Consider the following 19,973-nt stretch of genomic DNA (forward strand, 5'->3'; position numbering starts at 1 on the left):
GCTCCTCGCGAGTCGCGTGTGGACGTCCACACTCATGGCCTGCGCCATGTCCTGCCGTCGCGGGACAGCACCGCGTCGGCCGACGGCGGACCCCACGAACCTGGTGGATAGGGCTCCGGCGCGCCGCGCTCTGCCCAGTGCGTCAGCACCGGATCGAGGATGCGCCAGGACTCCTCGACCTCCTCGTCGCCGGGAAACAGCGACGGCTCGCCGCGCAGCACGTCGAGCACCAGCCGTTCGTACGCTTCGGGGGAGGACTCGGTGAAGGCGTGCCCATATCCGAAGTCCATGGTCACGTCGCGGACTTCCATGGTGGTGCCCGGCACCTTGGAGCCGAACCGCATGGTGACGCCCTCGTCCGGCTGCACTCGGATGACCAGCGCGTTCTGGCCGAGTTCCTCGGTCGACGTCGAGTCGAACGGCAGGTGCGGCGCGCGGCGGAACACCACCGCGATCTCGGTGACCCGCCTGCCAAGTCGCTTACCGGTACGCAGGTAGAACGGCACTCCGGCCCAGCGCCGGTTCTGCACCCCGAGTGTCACCGCCGCATACGTCTCGGTGGTGGACTTTGGATCGAACCCGGTTTCGTCGTGCAGCGCGGTCACCTGCTCGCCGCCCTGCCAGCCGCCGGTGTACTGGCCGCGCGCCGTCGTCTGGTCCAGCGGACCGATCGGCTGAGTCGCGCGCAGCACCTTGACCTTCTCCGCCCGCAGCGCGGCGGGCTCGAACGACAGCGGTTCCTCCATCGCGGTGAACGCCAGCAGTTGCAGCAGGTGATTCTGGATGACGTCGCGGGCGGCTCCGATGCCGTCGTAGTACCCCGCCCTGCCGCCGACGCCGATGTCCTCGGCCATGGTGATCTGCACGTGGTCGACGTGATGGCAGTTCCAGATCGGCTCGAACAGCTGGTTGGCGAAGCGCAGCGCCAGGATGTTCTGCACGGTTTCCTTGCCGAGGTAGTGGTCGATGCGAAACACCGACTCCTCGGCGAACACGGCGCCGACGATGTTGTTCAGCTCGCGGGCGCTGGTCAGGTCGTGGCCGAACGGCTTCTCGATCACCACCCGCCGCCAGGTGTCCGATGTGGACGTCGCGAGCCCAGACTTCGCCAGCTGCCGCGTGACCACGCCGAACACGCTGGGCGGGATGGACAGGTAGAAGGCGTGGTTGCCGCCGGTGCCGCGTTCGGCGTCCAAGTCGTCGACGGTCTTGACCAGCCGCTCAAAGATGTCGTCCTCACCGAAGTCACCCGGCACGAACCGGATGCCCTCGGCCAGTCTGCGCCACACCGACTCCTTGAACGGCGTGCGGGCATACCGCTCAACGGCGTCCCGCACGATCGAGGGGAAGTCATCCTGCTGGCCACGCGCGCAGCCGACCAGCGCGAACCCTGGCGGCAGCAGACCTCGGTGGGCGAGGTCGTAGACGGCGGGCAGCAGCTTCTTCCGCGCCAGGTCTCCGGTCACCCCGAAGATGACCAGGCTGGACGGTCCCGCGATGACCGGAAGCCGTTTGTCCCGGTCATCGCGTAGGGGGTTCGTCCAGGCGGCTGTGCCCGACTCGGTCATCGCTCACAGATCCTGCACGGCACGCACCAGTTCCGCCAGCCCAGCGAGCCGGTCGGTGAGGTGCAGCCGCAGCACGGGGCGGCCGCGATCGGTCAGCACCTCCGCGTCGCCACGCGCCTGCGCCAGCTGCAACGTGCTGAGCTGGTATGGCAGGCCTGGCACGTCCAGGTCCTCCTCGACCGCGCCGGTGAGCTGCAGGAACACGCCGTTCGGGTGGCCGCCCTTGTGGTACTGGCCGGTGGAGTGCAGGAACCTCGGCCCCCAGCCGAACGTGACCTGCGCGCCGATGCGCTTGGCCAGCTCGGCCCGCAGCAGCGACGCCGAGGCGTCGTCCTGCCGGTCCAGGTAGGCCTGCACCGCGAGGTAGCCGTTCTCGGGCACGGTCGCGACGAACTGCCGCAGCACGTCGGTCAGCGAGCCCTCGCCGGACACGCCGGACGAGGCGTACACCTCGACTGAGCCCAGCACGGCTGATGGCGCGATCGTGGTGCCCGCCGAGCCGTCGAGCAACGTGCGGGCCGCGCGCTTGGCGGCCTCGACGTCGGGCTGGTCGAACGGGTTGATGCCGAGCAGCCTGCCGACGATCGCGGTGGCGTACTCCCACAGGAAGAACTGTCCGCCGAGCGAGCCCTCAGTGACGATGGCCGCGGTGCCGGGCTGGTCGGCGAGCCTGCCGATGCTGATGGTGGTGGCGTCGTCGCCCGCGTCGGCGAAGCCGGGCGCATCGGCGGACTCCACCACGACCGGCAGCAGCCCGGTGCCCTGTTTGCCGGTGGATTCCGCCACGAGCTGTTCGATCCACGCCGAGAGCCCGACGATGCCGGAGCCAGTGTCGGTGAGCACGATCTTCTCCGCGCCTGCCTCGTGGGCCGCGCCGAACGCGGCGGCGAGCTGGATCGCGGGGTTGGCGGTCGAGTCGTCGGAGAGCTGGTCGGCCGCCGCTGTCGCCTGGTCCAGCAGTCGCGCCACATCGGCGCCCGCCAGCCCGGCTGGTACCAGACCGAACGCGGTGAGCGCCGAGTAGCGACCGCCAACGGTGGGGTCGGCGAGAAAGACCTTGCGGTAGCCCTCTTGGGTGGCCAGCTCCGCCAGCGGCGAGCCGGGGTCGGTGACGACCACCATGCGGCTGGCGGGGTCGATGCCCTCCTCGGCGAAGGCTGCCGCGAAGATCCGCCGCTGGCTCTCGGTCTCGGCGGTGCCGCCGGACTTGGATGACACGACGAGCACCGTGCGGGTGAGATCTCCCGCGAGCGCGTCGGTGATCTGGCCGGGGTCGGTGGTGTCGAGCACCGTCAGCGTCACCGGCTCGGTCGCCGCGATGACTTCCGGTGCGAGCGAGGACCCGCCCATGCCGGCCAGCACGACGCGATCGATGCCGTCCGCCCTGAGCTCATCGTGCAGTGCGGTGATCTCGCCGATGAGCTGCCGGGACGTGACGTGCAGCGTGGTCCAGCCAAGCCGGATCGCGGCTTCCTGCTCGGCGTCGGCGCCCCACAGCGTCGGGTCCTGCGCGGTGACCTTGGACGCGATCTTGTCCTCGGCCAGCTCAGCCGCGAGCGGAGCCGCGGCGGCCGCCAGCGAGGAGTCGGTGATGTCGACGGTGACCGTTGTCGCGGGTGCACTCACGCCGATCAGCCCTCGTGCGCCGCGACGAGCTGGCCGTTCACCGTTTCGAGTAACTGCACCCAGGATTTGTCGAACTTCGCCACGCCTTCTTCCTCCAGTACGTGAAACACGTCGTCGAGATCGATGCCGATCCTGATGAGCCGGTCGAAGATGTTCGTCGCGACGGCCTGCGTGTCGGTCACCGTGTCGCCGATGATGGTGGCGTGGTCGGCGACCGCGTGCAGCGTCGCCTCCGGCACCGTGTTGACGGTGCCCGCCACGACCAGCTGGTCGACGTAGCGGGTGTCGGAGTAGGCCGGGTCCTTCACACCAGTGGACGCCCACAGCGGGCGCTGCGGGCGCGCGCCCTGCTCGGCGAGCGTGCGCCAGCGTGGCGTGGCGAACTCCTCGGTGTAGAGGGCGTAGGCGAGCCGCGCGTTGGCGATTGCCGCCTCGCCGCGCAACGCACCGGCCTCCTCGGTACCGATGGCGTCCAACCGCTTGTCCACCTCGGTGTCCACCCGGGACACGAAGAACGACGCCACCGAGTGAATGGCGGAGACGTCACGGCCGGTCGCCGCCGCCTGCTCCAGCCCGGTCATGAACGCGTCGATGACCTCGCGGTAGCGCTCCGGGGAGAAGATCAGCGTCACGTTCACGCTGACGCCTTCGGCGAGCACCCGGCTGATGGCGGGCAGCCCTTCGACCGTGGCGGGGATCTTGACAAGCAGGTTCGGCCGGTCGACGGTTTTGGCCAGGTCCAGCGCCTCGGACACGGTGGCGTCGGTGTCCCGCGCCAGCCGTGGGTCCACCTCGATGGACACCCTGCCGTCCACACCGCCGGTCGTTTCGAACGTCTCCCGGAAGAGATCACACGCGTTGCGCACATCGGTGGTCGTCAGCTCCCGGACGGCCTGCTGCAGGTCAGCGCCTCGTGCCGCGAGCTCACGGATCTGCTCGTCGTAAGCGGCGCCGTCGGCCAGAGCCCCCGCGAAGATCGTCGGGTTCGTCGTGACCCCAGTGATGTGCGACCGCGCGATCAACTCGGCGAGATTGCCCGACACCAACCTTTCCCGGGACAAGTCATCTAGCCAGAGGGATACCCCAGCGTCGGACAGGTGAGCGAGTCGATCGGTCGTCATGATCTGCCATCCCTTGTGTGTGCGGCGTGCTGTCGGACTCACGCGGCGGTCGTGACCTGCCGCGTGATCAGCGCCCTCTTCGGTTGTACCGCAGTCGTTGGTGTGCGCCTACCCTGCGTTGGCCAGTGACCGGTGTGCGGCGGTGGTGACGGCTTCGGTGGTGATGCCGAATTCGCGGTAGAGGGTGGCGTAGTCCGCCGAGGCGCCGAAGTGTTCGAGGGAGACGATCTCGCCGGTGTCGCCGACGAACCGGTGCCACGGCTGGGCGATGCCGGCCTCGACGGCGACGCGTGCGGTCACCGACGGCGGCAGCACACTCTCGCGGTAGGCGGCGTCCTGGGCGTCGAACCATTCGACACACGGCATGGAGACCACCCTGGTGGGCACGCCGTCGGCCTGCAAGGTCTCCCGGGCGGCGAGCGCGAGTTGGACCTCGGAGCCGGTGCCGATGAGCACCACCCGGGGGTCGCCGCCGTCGGCGTCGGCGAGCACGTAGCCACCGCGGGCGACACCCTCAGCGGCCAGTTCTCGGGTGCCGTCGAGCACGGGGACGTTCTGCCGTGTCAGGCACAGCCCGGTGGGAGCGTCGGTGATCTCGAGGGCACGCCGCCAGGCGGCGGCGGTCTCGTTGGCATCAGCCGGGCGGACCACGTTCAAGCCCGGGATGGCGCGCAGCGACGCGAGCTGCTCGACCGGCTGGTGCGTGGGCCCGTCCTCGCCGAGCCCGATGGAGTCGTGGGTCCACACATAGGTCACCGGGGCCTGCATCAGCGCGGCGAGCCGCACAGCGGGGCGCATGTAGTCGCTAAAGATGAGGAACGTGCCGCCGTAGGGGCGGGTGCCGCCATGCAGCGCGATACCGTTGAGGATCGAGCCCATCGCGTGCTCCCGCACCCCGAAGTGCAGGTTCCGCCCGTATGGCCGGGCGGTGAACTGGCTGGTGCTCGACGAGACGGGGCCGAACGAGTCCGAACTCTTGATCAACGTGTTGTTCGAGCCAGCCAGATCGGCCGAGCCACCCCACAACTCCGGCAACACGTCGGCCACCGCGTTGAGCACCTCACCGGAGGCCTTCCGCGTCGCCACCCCCTTCGCGTCCGGCGCCCACACAGGTAGCGCCTCAGTCCAGCCTTCGGGCAGCGCACGGGTGGCGAGCCGGTCCGCGAGCGCCTTCGCCTCCGGATGGGCCGCCGCCCAGGTGTCGTAGCGCTCGTTCCACGCGGCATGCGCGCGCTTGCCGCGCTCGGTCGCGCCGCGGGTGTGGGTGAGCACATCCTCGTCGACGGCGAAATGCTGATCCGGATCGAAGCCGAGGATGCGCTTGACGTCGGCGACCTCCTCCGCCCCCAGCGCGGCACCGTGGGCGGCACCGGTGCCGCCCAGCGTCGGAGCCGGATACCCGATCAGGGTGCGCAACAGAATCATGGACGGCCGCGTCGTGTCCGCCTTCGCCGCCTCGAGGGCCGCCTCGATCGCGACGACGTCCTCACCACCGGCGACGGTCTGCACATGCCAGCCATACGCCTCATACCGGGCCGCGGTGTCCTCGGACAGTGCGATCGCGGTGTCGTCCTCGATCGAAATCTGATTGTCGTCGTAGATCACCACCAGATTGCCCAGCTCCTGGCGGCCCGCGATCGACGACGCCTCCGACGTCACACCCTCCTCAATGTCACCATCGGAGGCGATCACATAGATGTGGTGGTCGAACACGCTCGTGCCAGCAGGGGCGTCCGGGTCGAACAAGCCACGCTCCCGGCGGGCGGCCATCGCCATCCCCACCGCGTTCGCCAACCCCTGACCCAACGGGCCCGTCGTCGTCTCGACCCCAGGGGTGTGGCCGTACTCCGGGTGACCGGGCGTGCGCGAACCCCACTTGCGCAGCGCCTTCAAATCGTCCAGCTCCAGGCCGTAGCCCGCGAGGAACAACTGGATGTAGAGCGTCAAACTAGAATGCCCAGCCGAGAGCACGAACCGGTCCCTGCCCTGCCAGGACGGATCAGCCGGATCATGGTGCATCACGCGCTGGAACAAGCTGTAGGCCACCGGCGCCAAACTCATCGCAGTACCCGGATGCCCACTACCGCAACGCTCGACCGCATCAGCGGCCAACACACGAATCGTGTCCACCGCACGGGTGTCCAGCTCAGTCCAGTCCGCGGGCACGTTCCGTCGAACCAGCGGGTTGTTGTCGGCGGTAGTGGCGGTGTCGGACACGAGGACTCTGACTCCATTCAGGTGGCTCGCACGCTGAGTGCGGGGGTTGATGCTTGTGGCGTCTGCGATGATGCGCGTGCTGGCGTCCGTGCCCCGATGACGTCGCCTCGGCGGAGCCAATCGGGCCATCCGGGCACGCGACGTTCCGGACGGCAGTGGCCAGACCCCACCAAGGGTAATGGTTCTCGCGCGCGAAGCGCGGCCGTGGTGCGGTTACTACCCGGCTCGGGTGGTCGGCGTCACCGCGATTACCATCTGTTGTTGGTTCCCGGCGCGCCGCGCTGAGGGCCGCGCGACACCGACCCGAGATGACATCCGACCTGCCGCTGGGAGCGACATGACACTGGTCGACGGTGCTCGCTCCCGTACGTCGGACCACACTGTCACCGGGATCGAGCTGGTCAAACGCCGTATCGGCGCTTATGCCGCACTGGCGAAGCCCAGGGTGATCGAACTCCTCCTCGTCACGACCATCCCGGCGATGTTCCTCGCTGGCAGGGAGTTCCCCGACCCGTGGCTGGTGCTGGCCACCCTGCTCGGCGGCACCATGGCCGCTGGCAGCGCCAACGCGCTGAACTGCGTGGCGGACTCCGACATCGACAAGGTGATGAACCGCACCAAACGTCGTCCGCTGGTGCGGGACTCGGTCTCGCCGAGGGGTGCGCTGGTGTTCGGCATCGCGCTCGGTGTCGCCGCGTTCAGCGTGCTCTACTTCACGGTGAATCCGCTCTCGGCCGCGCTGGCCGTCGGGACGATTCTGTTCTACATCTTCGTCTACACCCTGGTGCTCAAGCGCCGCACCGCGCAGAACGTCGTCTGGGGCGGCGCCGCCGGCTGCATGCCAGTCGTGATCGGCTGGTCAGCGGTCACCGGGACGGTGGAATGGCCCGCCCTGGTGATGTTCGGGGTGATCTTCTTCTGGACGCCGCCACACACCTGGGCGCTGGCGATGCGCTACCGGGACGACTACGAGCGCGCTGGCGTGCCGATGCTGCCGGTGATCGCCACCCCGGAGCACGTCGCCAAGCAGATCGTCATCTACTCCTGGGTGATGGTGGGCTGGACGCTGCTGCTCGCGCCCGCGACGAGCTGGCTCTACGCCAGCTTCGCGCTGCTGGCAGGCGGCTGGTTCCTGTTCTACGCGCACCGGCTGCACGCCGGCGTGCGGGCGGGCGAGAAGACCAAGCCGATGCAGCTGTTCCACCGCTCGAACACCTACCTGATGATCGTGTTCGTCGCGCTCGCCGCCGACTCGGCCATCGGGCTGCCGGTCATCGGCCTGCCGTTCTGACATCGGTCATGGCGTCCGGATTGTCGCCGTGCGGCGGAATTACCAAGAAGACCGGAAGTAGGTCGACTGGCACACTCGCTTGACCTGCCAGTTCGACCTATTTCCGGTCGGATTGGTAACTACCGGCACAGTAATCGGTACGCTGAACAGTCGGCCATATCGGCACGCAGCCAGCAGGGACCAGCAGGAAGTGGGGCGCCTTGTCCGTACCCGGTGACGCCAGCGCGACCGAAACCGTGACCGACCCAGGGACCGACGCCGCGGCCGACCCCGATCTGGCGGCCGAGCAACGGCACGTCAGCACCGTCTACGCCAAGCTCGACGCCGAGCGTGAGGAGACGTCGACCCGGCTCGCCCGCATCCTGCGCAACGGCAGCGGCAGCAGCCCGCAGGAACGCACCGACCGCGACGTCGCGACCACCACGCTGGCCGAACGCCTCGACCAGCTGGAAGCCGTCGAAGCCGGGCTGTGTTTCGGCAAGCTCGACAACACCGATGGCAGCAGCATCCACATCGGGCGCATCGGGCTGTTCGACACCGACAACGACTACGAGCCGCTGCTGCTGGACTGGCGTGCGCCAGCCGCGCGGCCGTTCTACCTGGCCACCGCCGCGTCGCCGCTTGGCGTGCGCAGGCGACGGCACCTGCGCACCCGGCTACGCCAGGTCGTCGGCATCGACGACGAGGTGCTCGACCTCGACGCCGAGGACACCGGCGCCGACCTGGGCCTCGCGGGCGAGACGGCACTGCTGGCCGCGTTGAACCGGCAGCGCGACGACTCGATGCACGACATCGTCGCCACCATCCAGGCCGAACAAGACGAGATCATCCGGGCCGACCTGTCCGGCGTGCTCGTCGTCCAAGGTGGACCCGGCACCGGCAAGACCGCCGTCGCGCTGCACCGCGCCGCCTACCTGCTCTACGAGCACCGCGAGACGCTGGCCAGCAGGGGAGTGCTCGTGCTCGGTCCGAACGAGACATTCCTGCGCTACATCGGCCAGGTGCTGCCCTCGCTCGGTGAGACCGGCGTGCTGCTGTCCACAGTGGGCGGCATGTTCCCCGGCGCGCGGGTGCGCGAGACCGACGGCAGGGCCGCCGCCGAGGTGAAGGGCAGGGCCGTGATGGCCGAGGTCCTCGCCGCCGCCGTCGCCGACCGGCAGCGGGTGCCGGACGCTCCGGTCGCGGTGCTCGCGGAGGAAGAACGCCTGGTCCTGCACCCGGAGGACTGCGCGGTGGCCCGCGACAAGGCGCGCGCGACACGCAGGCCGCACAACCTCGCCCGGCGGGTGTTCTTGGACACCATGCTCGACACCCTGGCCGAGCAGGCGGCGGGCACGTTGACCGGCACGGTGCTCGACGACGTCCCCGAGGTCACCTACGCCGAGGGCGAGGACCCGGACGCCGTGCTGCTCGACTCACGTGACATTGCCGACATCCGGTCCGAACTCGCTCGCGACGACGCGGTCCGCCGTGCCCTCAACGGGCTGTGGCCGGAGCTGACGCCGCAGCAGGTGCTCGGCGACCTGCTCACCGACCGCCCCAGGCTGGACAGTGCCGCCGACGGCCTGCTCAGCGCGGACGATCGCGCCGCGTTGCCGCGGACGAAACCCCGGCGGTGGACCAGCGGCGACATCGCGCTGCTGGACGAGTTGGCCGAACTGCTCGGTGAGGACGACACCGAGGAGGCCGAGCGGCGCGCGCGGCGGGAACGGGAGCAACGCGCCTATGCCGAGGGCGTGCTGGACGTGCTGGACCAGGACGACGAGATCGCGGACGAGGAACGGCTGCGCGTCGCGGACGTGCTCGACGCAGAACTGCTCGCCGAGCGTGAGCAGCACCGCAGCCAGCTCAGCGCGGTCGAACGCGCCAGGGGCGACCGGAACTGGACGTTCGGGCACGTCATCGTGGACGAGGCGCAGGAACTGACCGCGATGGACTGGCGCATGGTGATGCGCCGGTGTCCCAGTCGTTCGATGACGCTCGTGGGTGACATCGCGCAGACCGGTGCCGCGGGGGGAGCGGCGTCCTGGAAACAGATGCTCGCCCCGCACGTCGACGGCCGGTGGCGGCTGGCCGAGCTGACCGTGAACTACCGCACACCCGCCGAGATCATGACCCTGGCAGGTGACGTCCTCGCCGAGATCAGCCCGGAGCTGACACCGCCTCGGTCGGTGCGTGCCACCGGCATCACGCCGTGGCGCTACGACCTGGATGCCACCGGCACCAGCATCGACGGCGCGGAGGCAGGCGCGACGGATGCCACGGGCGCTGGGACGGGAGTCACGGAGGCGATCGCCGCGGACGTCGCGCCGCTGGCCATGGCCGAACGCACCGCGGCGGACGGCGGCACCGTCGCCGTGGTGTGCCCGCAGCGGCTGCAATCGGCGTTGCGGGCGTCGGTGGCGGGGGAGCGCGTGTCGGTGCTCACGGTCGAGCGGGCCAAGGGGTTGGAGTTCGACTCGGTGATCGTCGTCGCACCCGGCGAGATCGCGGCCGCCTCCTCACGCGGGCTGGCCGACCTGTACGTAGCGCTGACCCGCGCCACGCAGCGGCTCGGCGTCGTCACCACCGGCGAGCCGCTGCCGCGCTGCCTGGGCGGTGTCAGCGCCACGGTGAGCGGTGGTTAATCTCTGCTGCATGCGGATTCGAGCCAAGAACGTCGTATCGGGTGTGAGTGTGACCGCGGCCGCTGGTGCCGTGGCCGTCGCGCTCACCGCGTGCTCCCCCTCGCTGGAGGCGCCCTCCGACATGCGCCCTGGTCAGGAAGTGCCGATGTCGCTGTCGGCGCCGGCGAGCCTGTCGCCAGCACCAGAGCATGGTGCCGACGACGGGGCAGTGGACGAGGCGTGCCCGATCGAAGACTTCACCGTGGAGGGCGATTCTGGCAGCAAGCCGAGCATCGTCGTGCCCGACCACTGCGAGACGCCCACGAAGCTGCAGCAGAGCACCCTTGAGCCCGGCTCGGGGCCCAAGGTCACCAAGGGTGACACCGTCTCGGTGAACTACGTCCTCGTCGGCGTCACCAGCGGCAAGGAGGTCACCAGCTGGACCTCGCCGACCGAGACCACGCCCGAGCAGATCACCGTCGGCGCCGGTGACGTCATCCCCGGCTGGGACAAGGCGCTGGTCGGTATGAAGGCCGAGGGCAGCGCCCTCGTCGTCATCCCGCCCGAGCAGGGTGCGGCGGCGACCACCGGTACCGAGGACCTCGACTACGCCCAGGACGAGACCCTGGCGCTGGTCATCGAGGTGCAGGCCATCAACTGACGCTGGGTTGCCGTGGCCGCCCCCGCGAGTGCGGTCACGCACTACCAAGCAGACCGGAAGCACGTGGACGTGCCATCCTGGCTTGCCCCGCACGTTCACGTGCTTCCGGTCGAATTGGTATCTACGAGCACTGCAACAGCAGTTTCCCCGTCGTCTTGCGGCCTTCGAGGTCGGTGTGCGCTTGGCGTGCTTCGGCGAGCGGATACTTCCCGCCGATGTGGACGGTGAGGTCGCCGGAGCTGAGCGCGTCGAACAGTTCCCCGGCACGCCACTCCAGCTCGTCCCGCGTGGCGATGTAGTTCGCCAAGTTAGGCCGGGTGAGAAACACCGAGCCCGCCGAGTTGAGCCGCTGCGGGTCCACCGGATCGACCGGCCCGCTGGACGCCCCGAACAGCGCGAGGGTGCCGCGCACCCGCAGCGAGTCGAGGCTGCCGTCGAACGTGGTCGTGCCGACCCCGTCGTAGACGGCGGCCACACCCTCCCCGGCGGTGATCTCGCGTACCTGCGGAGCGAAGTCCTCGTAGCCGAGCACGGTCTCCGCGCCCGCCTCCGTGGCGAGCCGGGCTTTCTCTTCCGTCGACGCGGTGGCGATCACTCTGCCGCCGCGCGAGCGCACCAGCTGCGTCAGCAGCAGTCCGACACCGCCCGCCGCGGCGTGCACCAGCACGATGTCACCCTGACGCACCGGGTACACCGACGCGGCCAGGTAGTGCGCTGTGAGGCCCTGCAACAGCACGGCGGCCGCCAGTTCGATGTCCGCCTCGTCCGGCACCGGCACCGCCGACGACGCGGGAACGATCGCCTGCTCGGTGTAGCTACCGGGCACCATGGCCCAGGCCACCCGGTCGCCGACGCGAATCCCGGACACACCCTTGCCCACCGCGGCGACCGTGCCAGCGCCTTCCACCCCGGCGACGAACGGCAGATCGCGCGGGTAGAGCCCGCCGCGCTGATAGGTGTCGATGAAGTTCACACCCGCGGCAGCGACATCGACCAGCAGTTCGCCCTCACCTGGCTCGGCCACGCTGACATCGGTGTGCTCCAGAACATCGGGGCCGCCGGTCTTGCCGACCACGATCGCCTTGGGCATGGCTACGCTCCTTGAGTTCGTCGGTGTGAGTCAGTCCACTACTGTGTCAGTAGATACCAATCCGACCGACAGCGTGCCGACCGGCGGTTGCCGAGCGAGTGTGCCGGTCGGCCCGCTTTCGGCCTCCTTGGTATGACAAGTGCCACGGCGCTCGCGGCACCCGCGGATGCCGCGTTCGATCTACACTGCCGCTGTGAGCGAGGAGAAGACCACCCCCACAGCCACTCGCAGGCAGGTGTCGAGCGCCCGCGCGTTCGCCGATGCGCACGGTACCCCGGTGCGCGCCGTCGTGGAGCCGATCGGCCGGTCGGGCGCACGCGTGGTGCTCGTCGGCAAGGACGGCGCGCTCGGTGACGTCGTCGTGCCGTCGGTCGAGACCGGCACCGCGCTCATCGACGCCGTCGACGACCTGGAGAAGTCCGACTGGGATTCCGACACCGTCGGTGCCGCCGCCATCGGGCCGGGCCACCGTCGCCGGATGGGACGCTCGCTGCTGCGTGGCTGAGCCGAAGCGGGTGCTGCTCGCCGGGTGCGCTGACCTGCCACGCGGTGACGGCGACGAAGACATCTTGCTGCCCGCGCTCGCCGAGGCGGGCTGCAAGGCCGAATGGATCGTGTGGGACGACCCCAGCGCGCCGATCTCCGACGCCGACCTGGTGATCTTGCGCGCCACCTGGGACTACGCCAGCCGTCGCGATGAGTTTCTGCGCTGGTGCGAGTCCGTGCCCGCGCTGCGCAACCCGGCGTCCGTGGCGCGATGGAACACCGATAAAGCGTATCTGGCTGAGCTGGCCGCCGCTGGGCTGGCGACCGTGCCGACCCAGGTCGTCGCGCCAGGCTCGGCACCGGACTGGCCGGCTGGCGAGTTCGTGGTGAAGCCGTCCGTTGGCGCCGGCTCGCGCGGCGCACGGCGGTTCGCGGCTGACGACGTCGATGGCGCGCGTGAGCACCTGGCCGGGCTACACGCCGACGGCCGGACCGCGCTGGTGCAGCCGTACCAGGCAGACGTCGACGCCAACGGCGAGACCGCGTGCGTCTTCCTCGCTGGCCGTTACTCACACGCGTTCGTGAAGGGCCCGATGCTGTCCGGTGCGTCGATGGACGGTTCCGGGTTGTTCGTCGCGGAGAAGGTCGCGGCGGCGCGGCCCGCCGACGACGTCCTCGCGTTCGCGGAACAAGCCATGGACACCACGACGTCGCTGCTCCGGCTGCGCCGCAACGAGCTGCTGTACGCGCGGATCGACGTGGTCCGGGGTGCGGACGGCACGCCGATGCTGCTGGAACTGGAGCTCACCGAGCCGTCGCTGGGGTTGTCCCTCGCCGGGGACGCGGCGGCGATCCGGATGGCCGAGGCCGTGCGGGAGCTGCTGGACGGCTGAGGGCGCCTGACGCCGGCCGCTGGGCGTACACCGGCCGGCCTCGGTTCACCCGTTTGGTGACCTCCCTGCTCGTAGGACCAAACGATGTCCGCTTCGCCCCATTCTGCTGGTCCTACCGGCAGGGTCCCTGATCAACTTCAGCAGGTCCGCAGCGAATGCGTCATTCAGCGCGGACGGCCGCGGCCGCAGCGGGCTCCGCGCCCACCGAGGCCGGCGCGCCGCGATCCCTCGCGGAGCACCACAGCGCCGCCGTGGCGATGACGACCAGCGCCGAGCCGAGCACATGCAGCGAGACGAGCGGCTCGGGAACTTCGAGCTCGTACTGCACCGAGCCGAGCGCGCCCTGGCCCAGCGCGGCGAGCCACAGCAGTGCGTAGCGCCGGGTGAACCGGGCCGATGCGGCCGTGCGCAGCGAAGTCAGGCCGATCAGCACCAGCACGCCGAGGAAGACCACGAGCGCGCCCGCGTGGATCTTGGTGAGCAGCGCGATGGGGACGTCGAGCCGGGGCGTCTCCGGGTCGCCGCCGTGCGGCCCCGCTCCGGTGACGAACGTGCCAGCCGTGAGCACGCCGGCCAGTGCCGCGACCAGCGCGACGAGCAGCCGACGTCCGGTGTCTCCGACGTGCCAGCGAGGCCCGGCGTCGCCCTCGCCGAAGGCGTGCAGCAGCAGGACCGCGATCCACACCAGCACCGCCGAGGCGAGGAAGTGGATCGCGACGGTCCACCACAGCAGCTCCATGCGCACCGTGATGCCGCCGAGCACACCCTGCATGCCGGTGCCGCCGAGCACGGCGAGCGCGAGGCCGAGCGGCCTGCGGCGGTTGCCCGTTTCGAGGTGCAGCCGCCAAGCGGCGAGTACGCAGGCGATCGCGACGAGCCCGACGATCCCGGTGAGCATCCGGTTGCCGAACTCGATCCACTGGTTGAGCGTCTCGTACTCGGCGTGCTCGACGGGGAACATCGTGCCCTTGTGGCACTGCGGCCACGTGGAACAGCCAAGCCCGGAGCCGGTCACCCGGACCACGGACCCGGTGACGCCGATCCCGGCCTGGGTAGCCACCGCGGCGAGCCCGAGCGCCTGCTGCGTCGCACTGGATGGGCGCGGCAGTCGGGCGATCAGGGGTTCTGACCACGAACGAAGTCGGGCGAAACGCACTTGACGATGGTATGTCGCGTGGCGGCCACGCGACGGTGCGGGGTAGCGAGAGGTGGGCGAGGCCACGCCGTGACAGCCACGCCGGATGGCACAACGAAACGTGCCGCCCGGTCGTGGTGACCGGGCGGCACGTTCTGCTGGAACAGTACTGACTACTTGACCAGGGCTGCCTTCAGCGAGTCGATCGCACCAGCGAGCGTCTCGATGTGCTTCTTCAGCTCGGTGGCCACGGCGTCCGCCGGAACGGCGCCGCCGGTGATCTCCTCGAAGAAGCCACCAGCGGTGGACCGGTAGTCGTCCAGGTTGGACAGGGCTTCCTTCTTGCCTGCTTCGTCGTCACCCGCGGAAGCAACCGCGTAGGACACGAAGTCGTCGATGTGCGAACGCCACACCTGCAGGAAGGTCTTCTCGTTGTCCGGACCGGCGACCGAGCCGACCGCCTTGGACAGCTCGACCGAGTTCTCGTCGAGCTCGCCAGCGGCGGCCTCGAACTCGGCACTGTCCGGACCAGCGGTGTAGGCGGTGAAGACCGCGACGCTGGCCAGGTAGACGTGGCCCTGCAGCAGACCGGTCAGGCCGGAGCGCAGCTCCGACGCGGGGCTGTTCGGGTTGCCGTCGATGTCCGCGGCCTTGTCGATGCCACCGGCGAGCGCCTTGGCGGTCATCGGCATGTGGTCGGCAGCGGCCTTCAGCTTGTCGAACGCCTTGCCGTCACCGGACGCGAAGGCGTCGATGGCGCCGGACAGCGTCTTGACGTGCTTGCCCAATGCGCCTTCGACCGCATCGGCGGGCAGCGCACCGTCGGTGATCTTCTCGAAGAACTCAGCGGAGGTCTTCTCGTAGGCGGCGAGGTTGTTCAGGGCTTCCTTCTTGCCTGCCTCGTCGCCACCCTTGGCCGCGACCGCGTAGGACACGAAGTCGTCGACGTGCGAACGCCAGGCTTGCAGGAAGGTCTTCTCGTTGTCCTCACCGGCGACCGAGCCGACGGCTGCGGCAACGGCCTTGGAGTTCTCGTCGAGAGTCGAGGCGGCGGCCTTGAACTCATCGGAGTCAGGACCGGCGTGGTAGGCGGTCGCGACCGCGATGCCCGCGAGATAGACGTGCTCCTGCAGGACCTCGGTGAGGCCGGCACGCAGGTTCGCCGCATCGGAGCCGACGTCGCCCTTCATGTCGGTTGCCTCGCTGATGCCGGTCGCCAGTGCCTGCGCCGTCATCGGCATGTGAGAAGCCGCGGTGCGAGCGTCAGCGAACGGATCGCCGGTGCTCACCGCCGTCGGCAGGTTGCCCTCCTGCGCCTCCGCGGTCGGCGAGGGGGGTGTCGTGTTGTCGTCGGAGGTGTCTGTCCCGCCGCATGCCGCGAGGCCCAAGGCCAGCGCGGCCGCTACAGCGGTAACTCGAACACTCTTGGTCAGAGGACGCATTGCGTAATCCCTACGAAGATGGTTGCGAAGTGCCGCGCTCGGTTTGGCGGCAAAACGTGACTTCACAGGTACTTCGCTGCCCGCCCACCGCCGGATTGGTCGCGGGACGATCCATCTTCGTCGCGACCGATATCCGGGATACGTCCGTCAGCCTGAACGCCGATCACGAAGGCCCGCTCACCGCGAGTGGATCTTGAGACCGTTTGGCTGTTCGAGCGACCATTTCGCCTCAAGATCAGCCGGGTGCCACCTAGGACAGCTTGGTCGTCCTACTCGCCAGCGTGCCGGCCCCGGCACCCCACGCGGCGAGCACGCCGAGCTCTGCCCACGCTGTGGTGCCGTCAACCAGCGCCGCACGCAACCCCTCGGCCAGCGCGCCGGACGGCAGTAGCCGCACCACCACGGCGAGGGCGTCCGGCAGCGCGGCGGGCGCGAGCAGGATGCCGCCAGCGAGCAGCAGCACGAACCACGCGATGTTCGCCAGCGCCAGCACGATCTCCGCCCGCAGCGCGCCGCCGAGTAGTACGCCGAGCGCTCCGAAACAGATCGTGCCGATGACCAGCAGGAGGACCGCCATCAGCGCCCCGGACAGCGCTGGCTGCCAACCGAGCAGCGCCGCGACTCCGCCGAGCACGAGCACCTGCGCGGTGACCACAACCAGCGCCGCCACGATCCGGCCGGTCACCAGCATCCACCGGGGCAGCGCGGTGGCGGAGAGTCGTTTGAGCACGCCGTAGCGGCGGTCGAAGCCCAGCGCGATCGCCTGCCCGGTGAACGCCGACGACATCACCGCGAGCGCCAGGATGCGCGGCGTGACCCAGTCCACTTTCGCCACCGAGGACCCGTCGGCGGCGACGAGGTCACCCATCGGCAGGACGTCAAGCAGCGTGAGGCCCACCAGCAACGCCAGGGGGATCAGCAGCGTCAGCAGGATCTGCTCGCCGTGGCGCAGCGTCAGCAGTGTCTCCACCCGCGCGTGGGTGAACAACATCCGCGGGATGCTGCCGCGTCCCGGCGCGGGTGCGAACGTGCCTGGTGCGAAACGCGGGGGAGTGTCGGTCATGCGCGCAGCTCCCGTCCGGTCAGTTCCAGGAAGACGTCCTCCAGATCGCGTTTGCCGACCTGTAGTTGCTCGGCGAGCACACCCTGTTGCGCGCACCACGCGGTCACCGCCGAGATCACCTGCGGGTCGACGCTGCCGTCGACCCGGTAGCTGCCCGGTGAGGTTTCGCGCACCACATAGCCTTCCGGTAGCGCGGCCGCGAGCAGTCGGGTGTCCAGGCCTGCCCGCGCGCGAAACCGCATCTGGGTGTTTTCCGGGTCGCCGTTGGTGAGCGCGGTGGGCGAGCCGGATGCGACGATCTCGCCGTGGTCGATGATCACCACGTGGTCGGCGAGTGTCTCGGCCTCCTCCATCAGGTGCGTGGTCAGCAGGACGCTGACACCGTCGGCGCGCAACGCCGCCAGCAGCTCCCACACCAGCCGTCGCGCCTGCGGGTCCATGCCAGCCGTCGGTTCGTCGAGGAACACCAGTTCCGGCCGGTTGACGATGGCGCAGGCCAGCGACAGCCGCTGCTGCTGACCGCCGGAGAGTCGCTTGAACGGAGTGCGCCCGCACGCGCTGAGGCCGAGGACGTCGAGCAGCCAGTCGACGTCGAGTGGCTGTGCGGCGCAACTGGCGACCAGCCGCAGCATCTCAGCGCAGCCGATGCCGGGGTACGCGCCGCCACCCTGTGGCATCACGCCGATCAGCGGGCGCAGCGCGGCGCCCGCCGCGACCGGGTCGTGCCCGAGCACCCGCACGGCGCCGGCGTCTGGGCGCAGGAACCCTTCGCACAGTTCGATCGTGGTGGTCTTACCAGCGCCGTTCGGGCCGAGCAGCGCGAGCAGCTGGCCGCGTGGCATGTGCAGGTCAATGCCGTTGACGGCGGTGGTGGTGCCGAAGCGCTTGGTCAGTCCCGCAAGAGCGAGCGCGGGCTCACGGCTGTCGCCATCGGCGCGCTGGGGGGACTCACTCACGACTGTCAAGGGTAGAACTTCCCGTCGTGACGGCTGTGGCCGGTTCCGTGTTCGTAGCCGAGCCATCCCGCCGCGGCATGGGCGGGATCGGTGCGCGGGCGAACAACGGCACGGTGCGGCGCACCACGAGCAGGGCGAGCACCGTGACGACGATGGCGGCGAGGTACGCCTGCGGCAGCACGAAGCTCCTGCCGTCGAACGGGCTGCCGGTGGGCGTGATCACGACCGCGAGGACGGCGCTGCCGATGGTGGCCGCTACCCGGAAGCGGGATGTCCCTGCCGCGGCGGCCAGCGGGATCACCGCCCACAGCATCCACCACGGGTGCAGCGCCACGTGCAGGCCCATGACCACGGCCATCGCCACGCCGAGCCCGATGATCGGTCGGAGTTGCCAGTGGAAGCTGCGCCACAGCAGGTGCAGCGTGATGACGGCGGCGGCCAGCAGGCCGAGCAGGCTGAGGATGTCCATGACGGCGTGGGTGTGCACGCCGAGGTCGAACCCGATGCCGACGCCGCCGGTGAGATAGCCGAGCAGCGTGGCGGGCGAGATGAGCGTGCGCGCCATGCCCGGTGTGCCGAGCGCGCCGATCCAGCCGAAACCGAGCCCGGTGCCCAGACACACCGCCACCATCACCGTGACGAAAATGACGGTCAGCCCCGCCGCTGCGCGGGCGAGGTCGCTGAGTCTGCCGTGCCACCGGCGGGCGATCATCACTCCGAAGAACCCCAGGGCGAGCGCCGCGTTGATCTTGACGGCGGCGGCGAGCGTCATCACCGTCGCGCCGAACGCGATATAGCGCAGTTCGCCGGGTGCCAGCGGCGGCGTCGAGTCGCCCTTCACCCTGATTGGCAGCCTGCGCAGCCCCAGTTCGAGCCCGGCCATCATGAGGCCGATGCCCAGCGCTTCGTTGTGCACGCCCGCGACCAGGTGGAAGATCAGCAGCGGGTTGAGTCCGCCGAGCCACAGTGCCGTCGTCGGCTCCACCCCGAACCGCTTCGCCAGCCGGGGCAGCGACCACAGGATCAGCGCGACACCGACCAGCGCGATGGCGCGTTGCAGCATGACGCCGAGCACGATGTGGTTACCGCTGATGCCGGACATCCAGCTGCCCAGCTCGAGAAACAGTGGCCCGTACGGCGCCGGCGTCTCGCGCCACACGTTCGACACGCCCATGGTCAGCGGGTCGCCGACGCCGAGCGCCTGGGCTGGCCCGAGGGAGTAGGGGTCGAGGCCGCGGTGCACGATCTCGCTCTGCGCGAGGTAGCTGTAGACGTCGCGGGAGAACAGTGGCGGGATGAACGTCAGCGGCGCCAGCCACATCACCACGGTGCGGGTGGTCTGTGCCTGAGTGGCAATCCGCGCGCGGGCGGGGCGGGCGTAGCGGCCGTAGAGCAGCCAGGCGATGACCATCAGCAACATTCCCGCTACGGCGATCGCCAGCGACACCGTGGTCACCCGTGTGAACAGGCTCAGCACCGGGATGTCGTGCGCCGGGTTGATCACCGGCACCGCGCCGGCACCCAGTGAGCCGAGCGCGAGGAACAGCGCGCCGACGATGCCGAGCCTGCGGATGGTGGTGAGCGCGCGCAGTTCGGTCGCGTTCAGCGGAGCGGGGCCGTCGTCGGCGAGCCAGGGCAGGGCGAGCTCAGGCTCTGCTGCCTGCCGTTCTCGCTCACTGACCGCCACAGCACCACAGACTATCGAGGACAACCTGAGGCGTCGTCACGGGAAGGGCATGCCGGCACATAACAGAGTGACCCCACTCACCTCGCGGGCGGTGGTCTTTGCGGTCGCCGACTAAATACGACACACTTGTG

General features: G+C 69.6%; 15 protein-coding genes. 5 read left to right on the top strand and 10 right to left on the bottom strand.

Annotated elements, in window-relative coordinates:
• Window positions 1-32: 32 nt before the first annotated feature.
• The 4 genes from zwf to tkt all read right to left on the bottom strand — a co-directional run bounded on the left by zwf (window position 33) and on the right by tkt (window position 6,532).
• Window positions 33-1,568 carry a glucose-6-phosphate dehydrogenase gene (gene zwf, locus AMYHA_RS11530; protein ID WP_034270852.1) on the bottom strand — a complete coding sequence of 512 codons (1,536 nt, stop codon included), beginning with the start codon at window positions 1,566-1,568 and terminating at the stop codon, window positions 33-35.
• 3 nt (window positions 1,569-1,571) lie between these two features.
• Complete coding sequence (locus AMYHA_RS11535; protein ID WP_034270855.1) at window positions 1,572-3,194, bottom strand: glucose-6-phosphate isomerase; 1,623 nt, start codon at window positions 3,192-3,194, stop codon at window positions 1,572-1,574.
• Window positions 3,195-3,199: 5 nt separating this feature from the next.
• On the bottom strand, window positions 3,200-4,315 hold the full coding sequence (gene tal, locus AMYHA_RS11540) for a transaldolase (RefSeq protein WP_034270857.1): 1,116 nt from the start codon (window positions 4,313-4,315) through the stop codon (window positions 3,200-3,202).
• A 108-nt stretch (window positions 4,316-4,423) separates the two neighbouring features.
• Entirely contained in the window at window positions 4,424-6,532 is a 2,109-nt protein-coding gene (gene tkt, locus AMYHA_RS11545; RefSeq protein ID WP_034270860.1) for a transketolase, read from the bottom strand.
• 337 nt (window positions 6,533-6,869) lie between these two features.
• Here tkt and AMYHA_RS11550 point away from each other — a divergent pair, with 337 nt between their 5' ends.
• From AMYHA_RS11550 to AMYHA_RS25665, 3 genes are all read left to right on the top strand, one after another.
• Window positions 6,870-7,823 (top strand): heme o synthase, encoded by a 954-nt coding sequence (locus AMYHA_RS11550; RefSeq protein ID WP_034270863.1) that lies wholly within the window; start codon window positions 6,870-6,872, stop codon window positions 7,821-7,823.
• Window positions 7,824-8,023: 200 nt separating this feature from the next.
• Complete coding sequence (locus tag AMYHA_RS11555) at window positions 8,024-10,450, top strand: ATP-binding domain-containing protein (RefSeq protein ID WP_407919884.1); 2,427 nt, start codon at window positions 8,024-8,026, stop codon at window positions 10,448-10,450.
• Between the two features lie 10 nt (window positions 10,451-10,460).
• A complete protein-coding gene (locus AMYHA_RS25665) occupies window positions 10,461-11,090 on the top strand; it encodes an FKBP-type peptidyl-prolyl cis-trans isomerase (protein ID WP_084037093.1) in 630 nt (209 codons plus the stop codon).
• Window positions 11,091-11,211: 121 nt separating this feature from the next.
• Here AMYHA_RS25665 and AMYHA_RS11565 read toward each other — a convergent pair whose 3' ends face one another.
• Window positions 11,212-12,180, bottom strand: coding sequence for a quinone oxidoreductase family protein (locus tag AMYHA_RS11565; RefSeq protein ID WP_034270865.1), 969 nt, complete (start codon window positions 12,178-12,180; stop codon window positions 11,212-11,214).
• A 193-nt stretch (window positions 12,181-12,373) separates the two neighbouring features.
• On the opposite strand from AMYHA_RS11565, the gene AMYHA_RS11570 reads away from it, so the two are divergent.
• On the top strand, window positions 12,374-12,685 hold the full coding sequence (locus tag AMYHA_RS11570; RefSeq protein WP_034276849.1) for a hypothetical protein: 312 nt from the start codon (window positions 12,374-12,376) through the stop codon (window positions 12,683-12,685).
• Complete coding sequence (locus AMYHA_RS11575) at window positions 12,678-13,559, top strand: ATP-grasp domain-containing protein (protein ID WP_034270868.1); 882 nt, start codon at window positions 12,678-12,680, stop codon at window positions 13,557-13,559. Before AMYHA_RS11570 ends, AMYHA_RS11575 begins: the two co-directional genes overlap by 8 nt.
• 160 nt (window positions 13,560-13,719) lie before the next feature.
• Here the strand turns inward: AMYHA_RS11575 and AMYHA_RS11580 are convergent, their stop codons facing one another.
• The 5 genes from AMYHA_RS11580 to mptB form a co-directional block, all read right to left on the bottom strand.
• Complete coding sequence (locus AMYHA_RS11580) at window positions 13,720-14,715, bottom strand: COX15/CtaA family protein (protein ID WP_051399781.1); 996 nt, start codon at window positions 14,713-14,715, stop codon at window positions 13,720-13,722.
• A gap of 152 nt (window positions 14,716-14,867) precedes the next feature.
• The gene (locus AMYHA_RS11585; RefSeq protein WP_157362033.1) at window positions 14,868-16,136 is read right to left on the bottom strand and encodes a copper amine oxidase; all 1,269 of its coding nucleotides are present in this window, start codon (window positions 16,134-16,136) and stop codon (window positions 14,868-14,870) included.
• 250 nt (window positions 16,137-16,386) lie between these two features.
• Window positions 16,387-17,199: an ABC transporter permease gene (locus AMYHA_RS11590; protein WP_034270871.1), complete on the bottom strand. Its 813-nt coding sequence runs from the start codon at window positions 17,197-17,199 to the stop codon at window positions 16,387-16,389.
• The gene (locus tag AMYHA_RS11595) at window positions 17,196-18,155 is read right to left on the bottom strand and encodes an ABC transporter ATP-binding protein (protein ID WP_051399783.1); all 960 of its coding nucleotides are present in this window, start codon (window positions 18,153-18,155) and stop codon (window positions 17,196-17,198) included. Before AMYHA_RS11595 ends, AMYHA_RS11590 begins: the two co-directional genes overlap by 4 nt.
• Window positions 18,148-19,794, bottom strand: a complete 1,647-nt coding sequence (mptB, locus tag AMYHA_RS11600; RefSeq protein ID WP_196777001.1) for a polyprenol phosphomannose-dependent alpha 1,6 mannosyltransferase MptB — start codon at window positions 19,792-19,794, stop codon at window positions 18,148-18,150. The genes AMYHA_RS11595 and mptB overlap by 8 nt, the downstream gene beginning before the upstream one ends.
• Window positions 19,795-19,973: the final 179 nt, after the last annotated feature.

This window comes from Haloechinothrix halophila YIM 93223 (assembly GCF_000504245.1).
GTDB classification, from domain to species: Bacteria; Actinomycetota; Actinomycetes; order Mycobacteriales; family Pseudonocardiaceae; genus Haloechinothrix_A; species Haloechinothrix_A halophila.

Bases quoted from the DNA above. Each gene is read 5' to 3' on its own strand.
- zwf (WP_034270852.1), bottom strand. From the start codon at position 1,568: ATGACCGAGTCGGGCACAGCCGCCTGGACGAACCCCCTACGCGATGAC.
- tal (WP_034270857.1), bottom strand. From the start codon at position 4,315: ATGACGACCGATCGACTCGCTCACCTGTCCGACGCTGGGGTATCCCTC.
- AMYHA_RS11550 (WP_034270863.1), top strand. From the start codon at position 6,870: ATGACACTGGTCGACGGTGCTCGCTCCCGTACGTCGGACCACACTGTC.
- AMYHA_RS25665 (WP_084037093.1), top strand. From the start codon at position 10,461: ATGCGGATTCGAGCCAAGAACGTCGTATCGGGTGTGAGTGTGACCGCG.
- AMYHA_RS11565 (WP_034270865.1), bottom strand. From the start codon at position 12,180: ATGCCCAAGGCGATCGTGGTCGGCAAGACCGGCGGCCCCGATGTTCTG.
- AMYHA_RS11585 (WP_157362033.1), bottom strand. From the start codon at position 16,136: ATGCGTCCTCTGACCAAGAGTGTTCGAGTTACCGCTGTAGCGGCCGCG.
- AMYHA_RS11590 (WP_034270871.1), bottom strand. From the start codon at position 17,199: ATGACCGACACTCCCCCGCGTTTCGCACCAGGCACGTTCGCACCCGCG.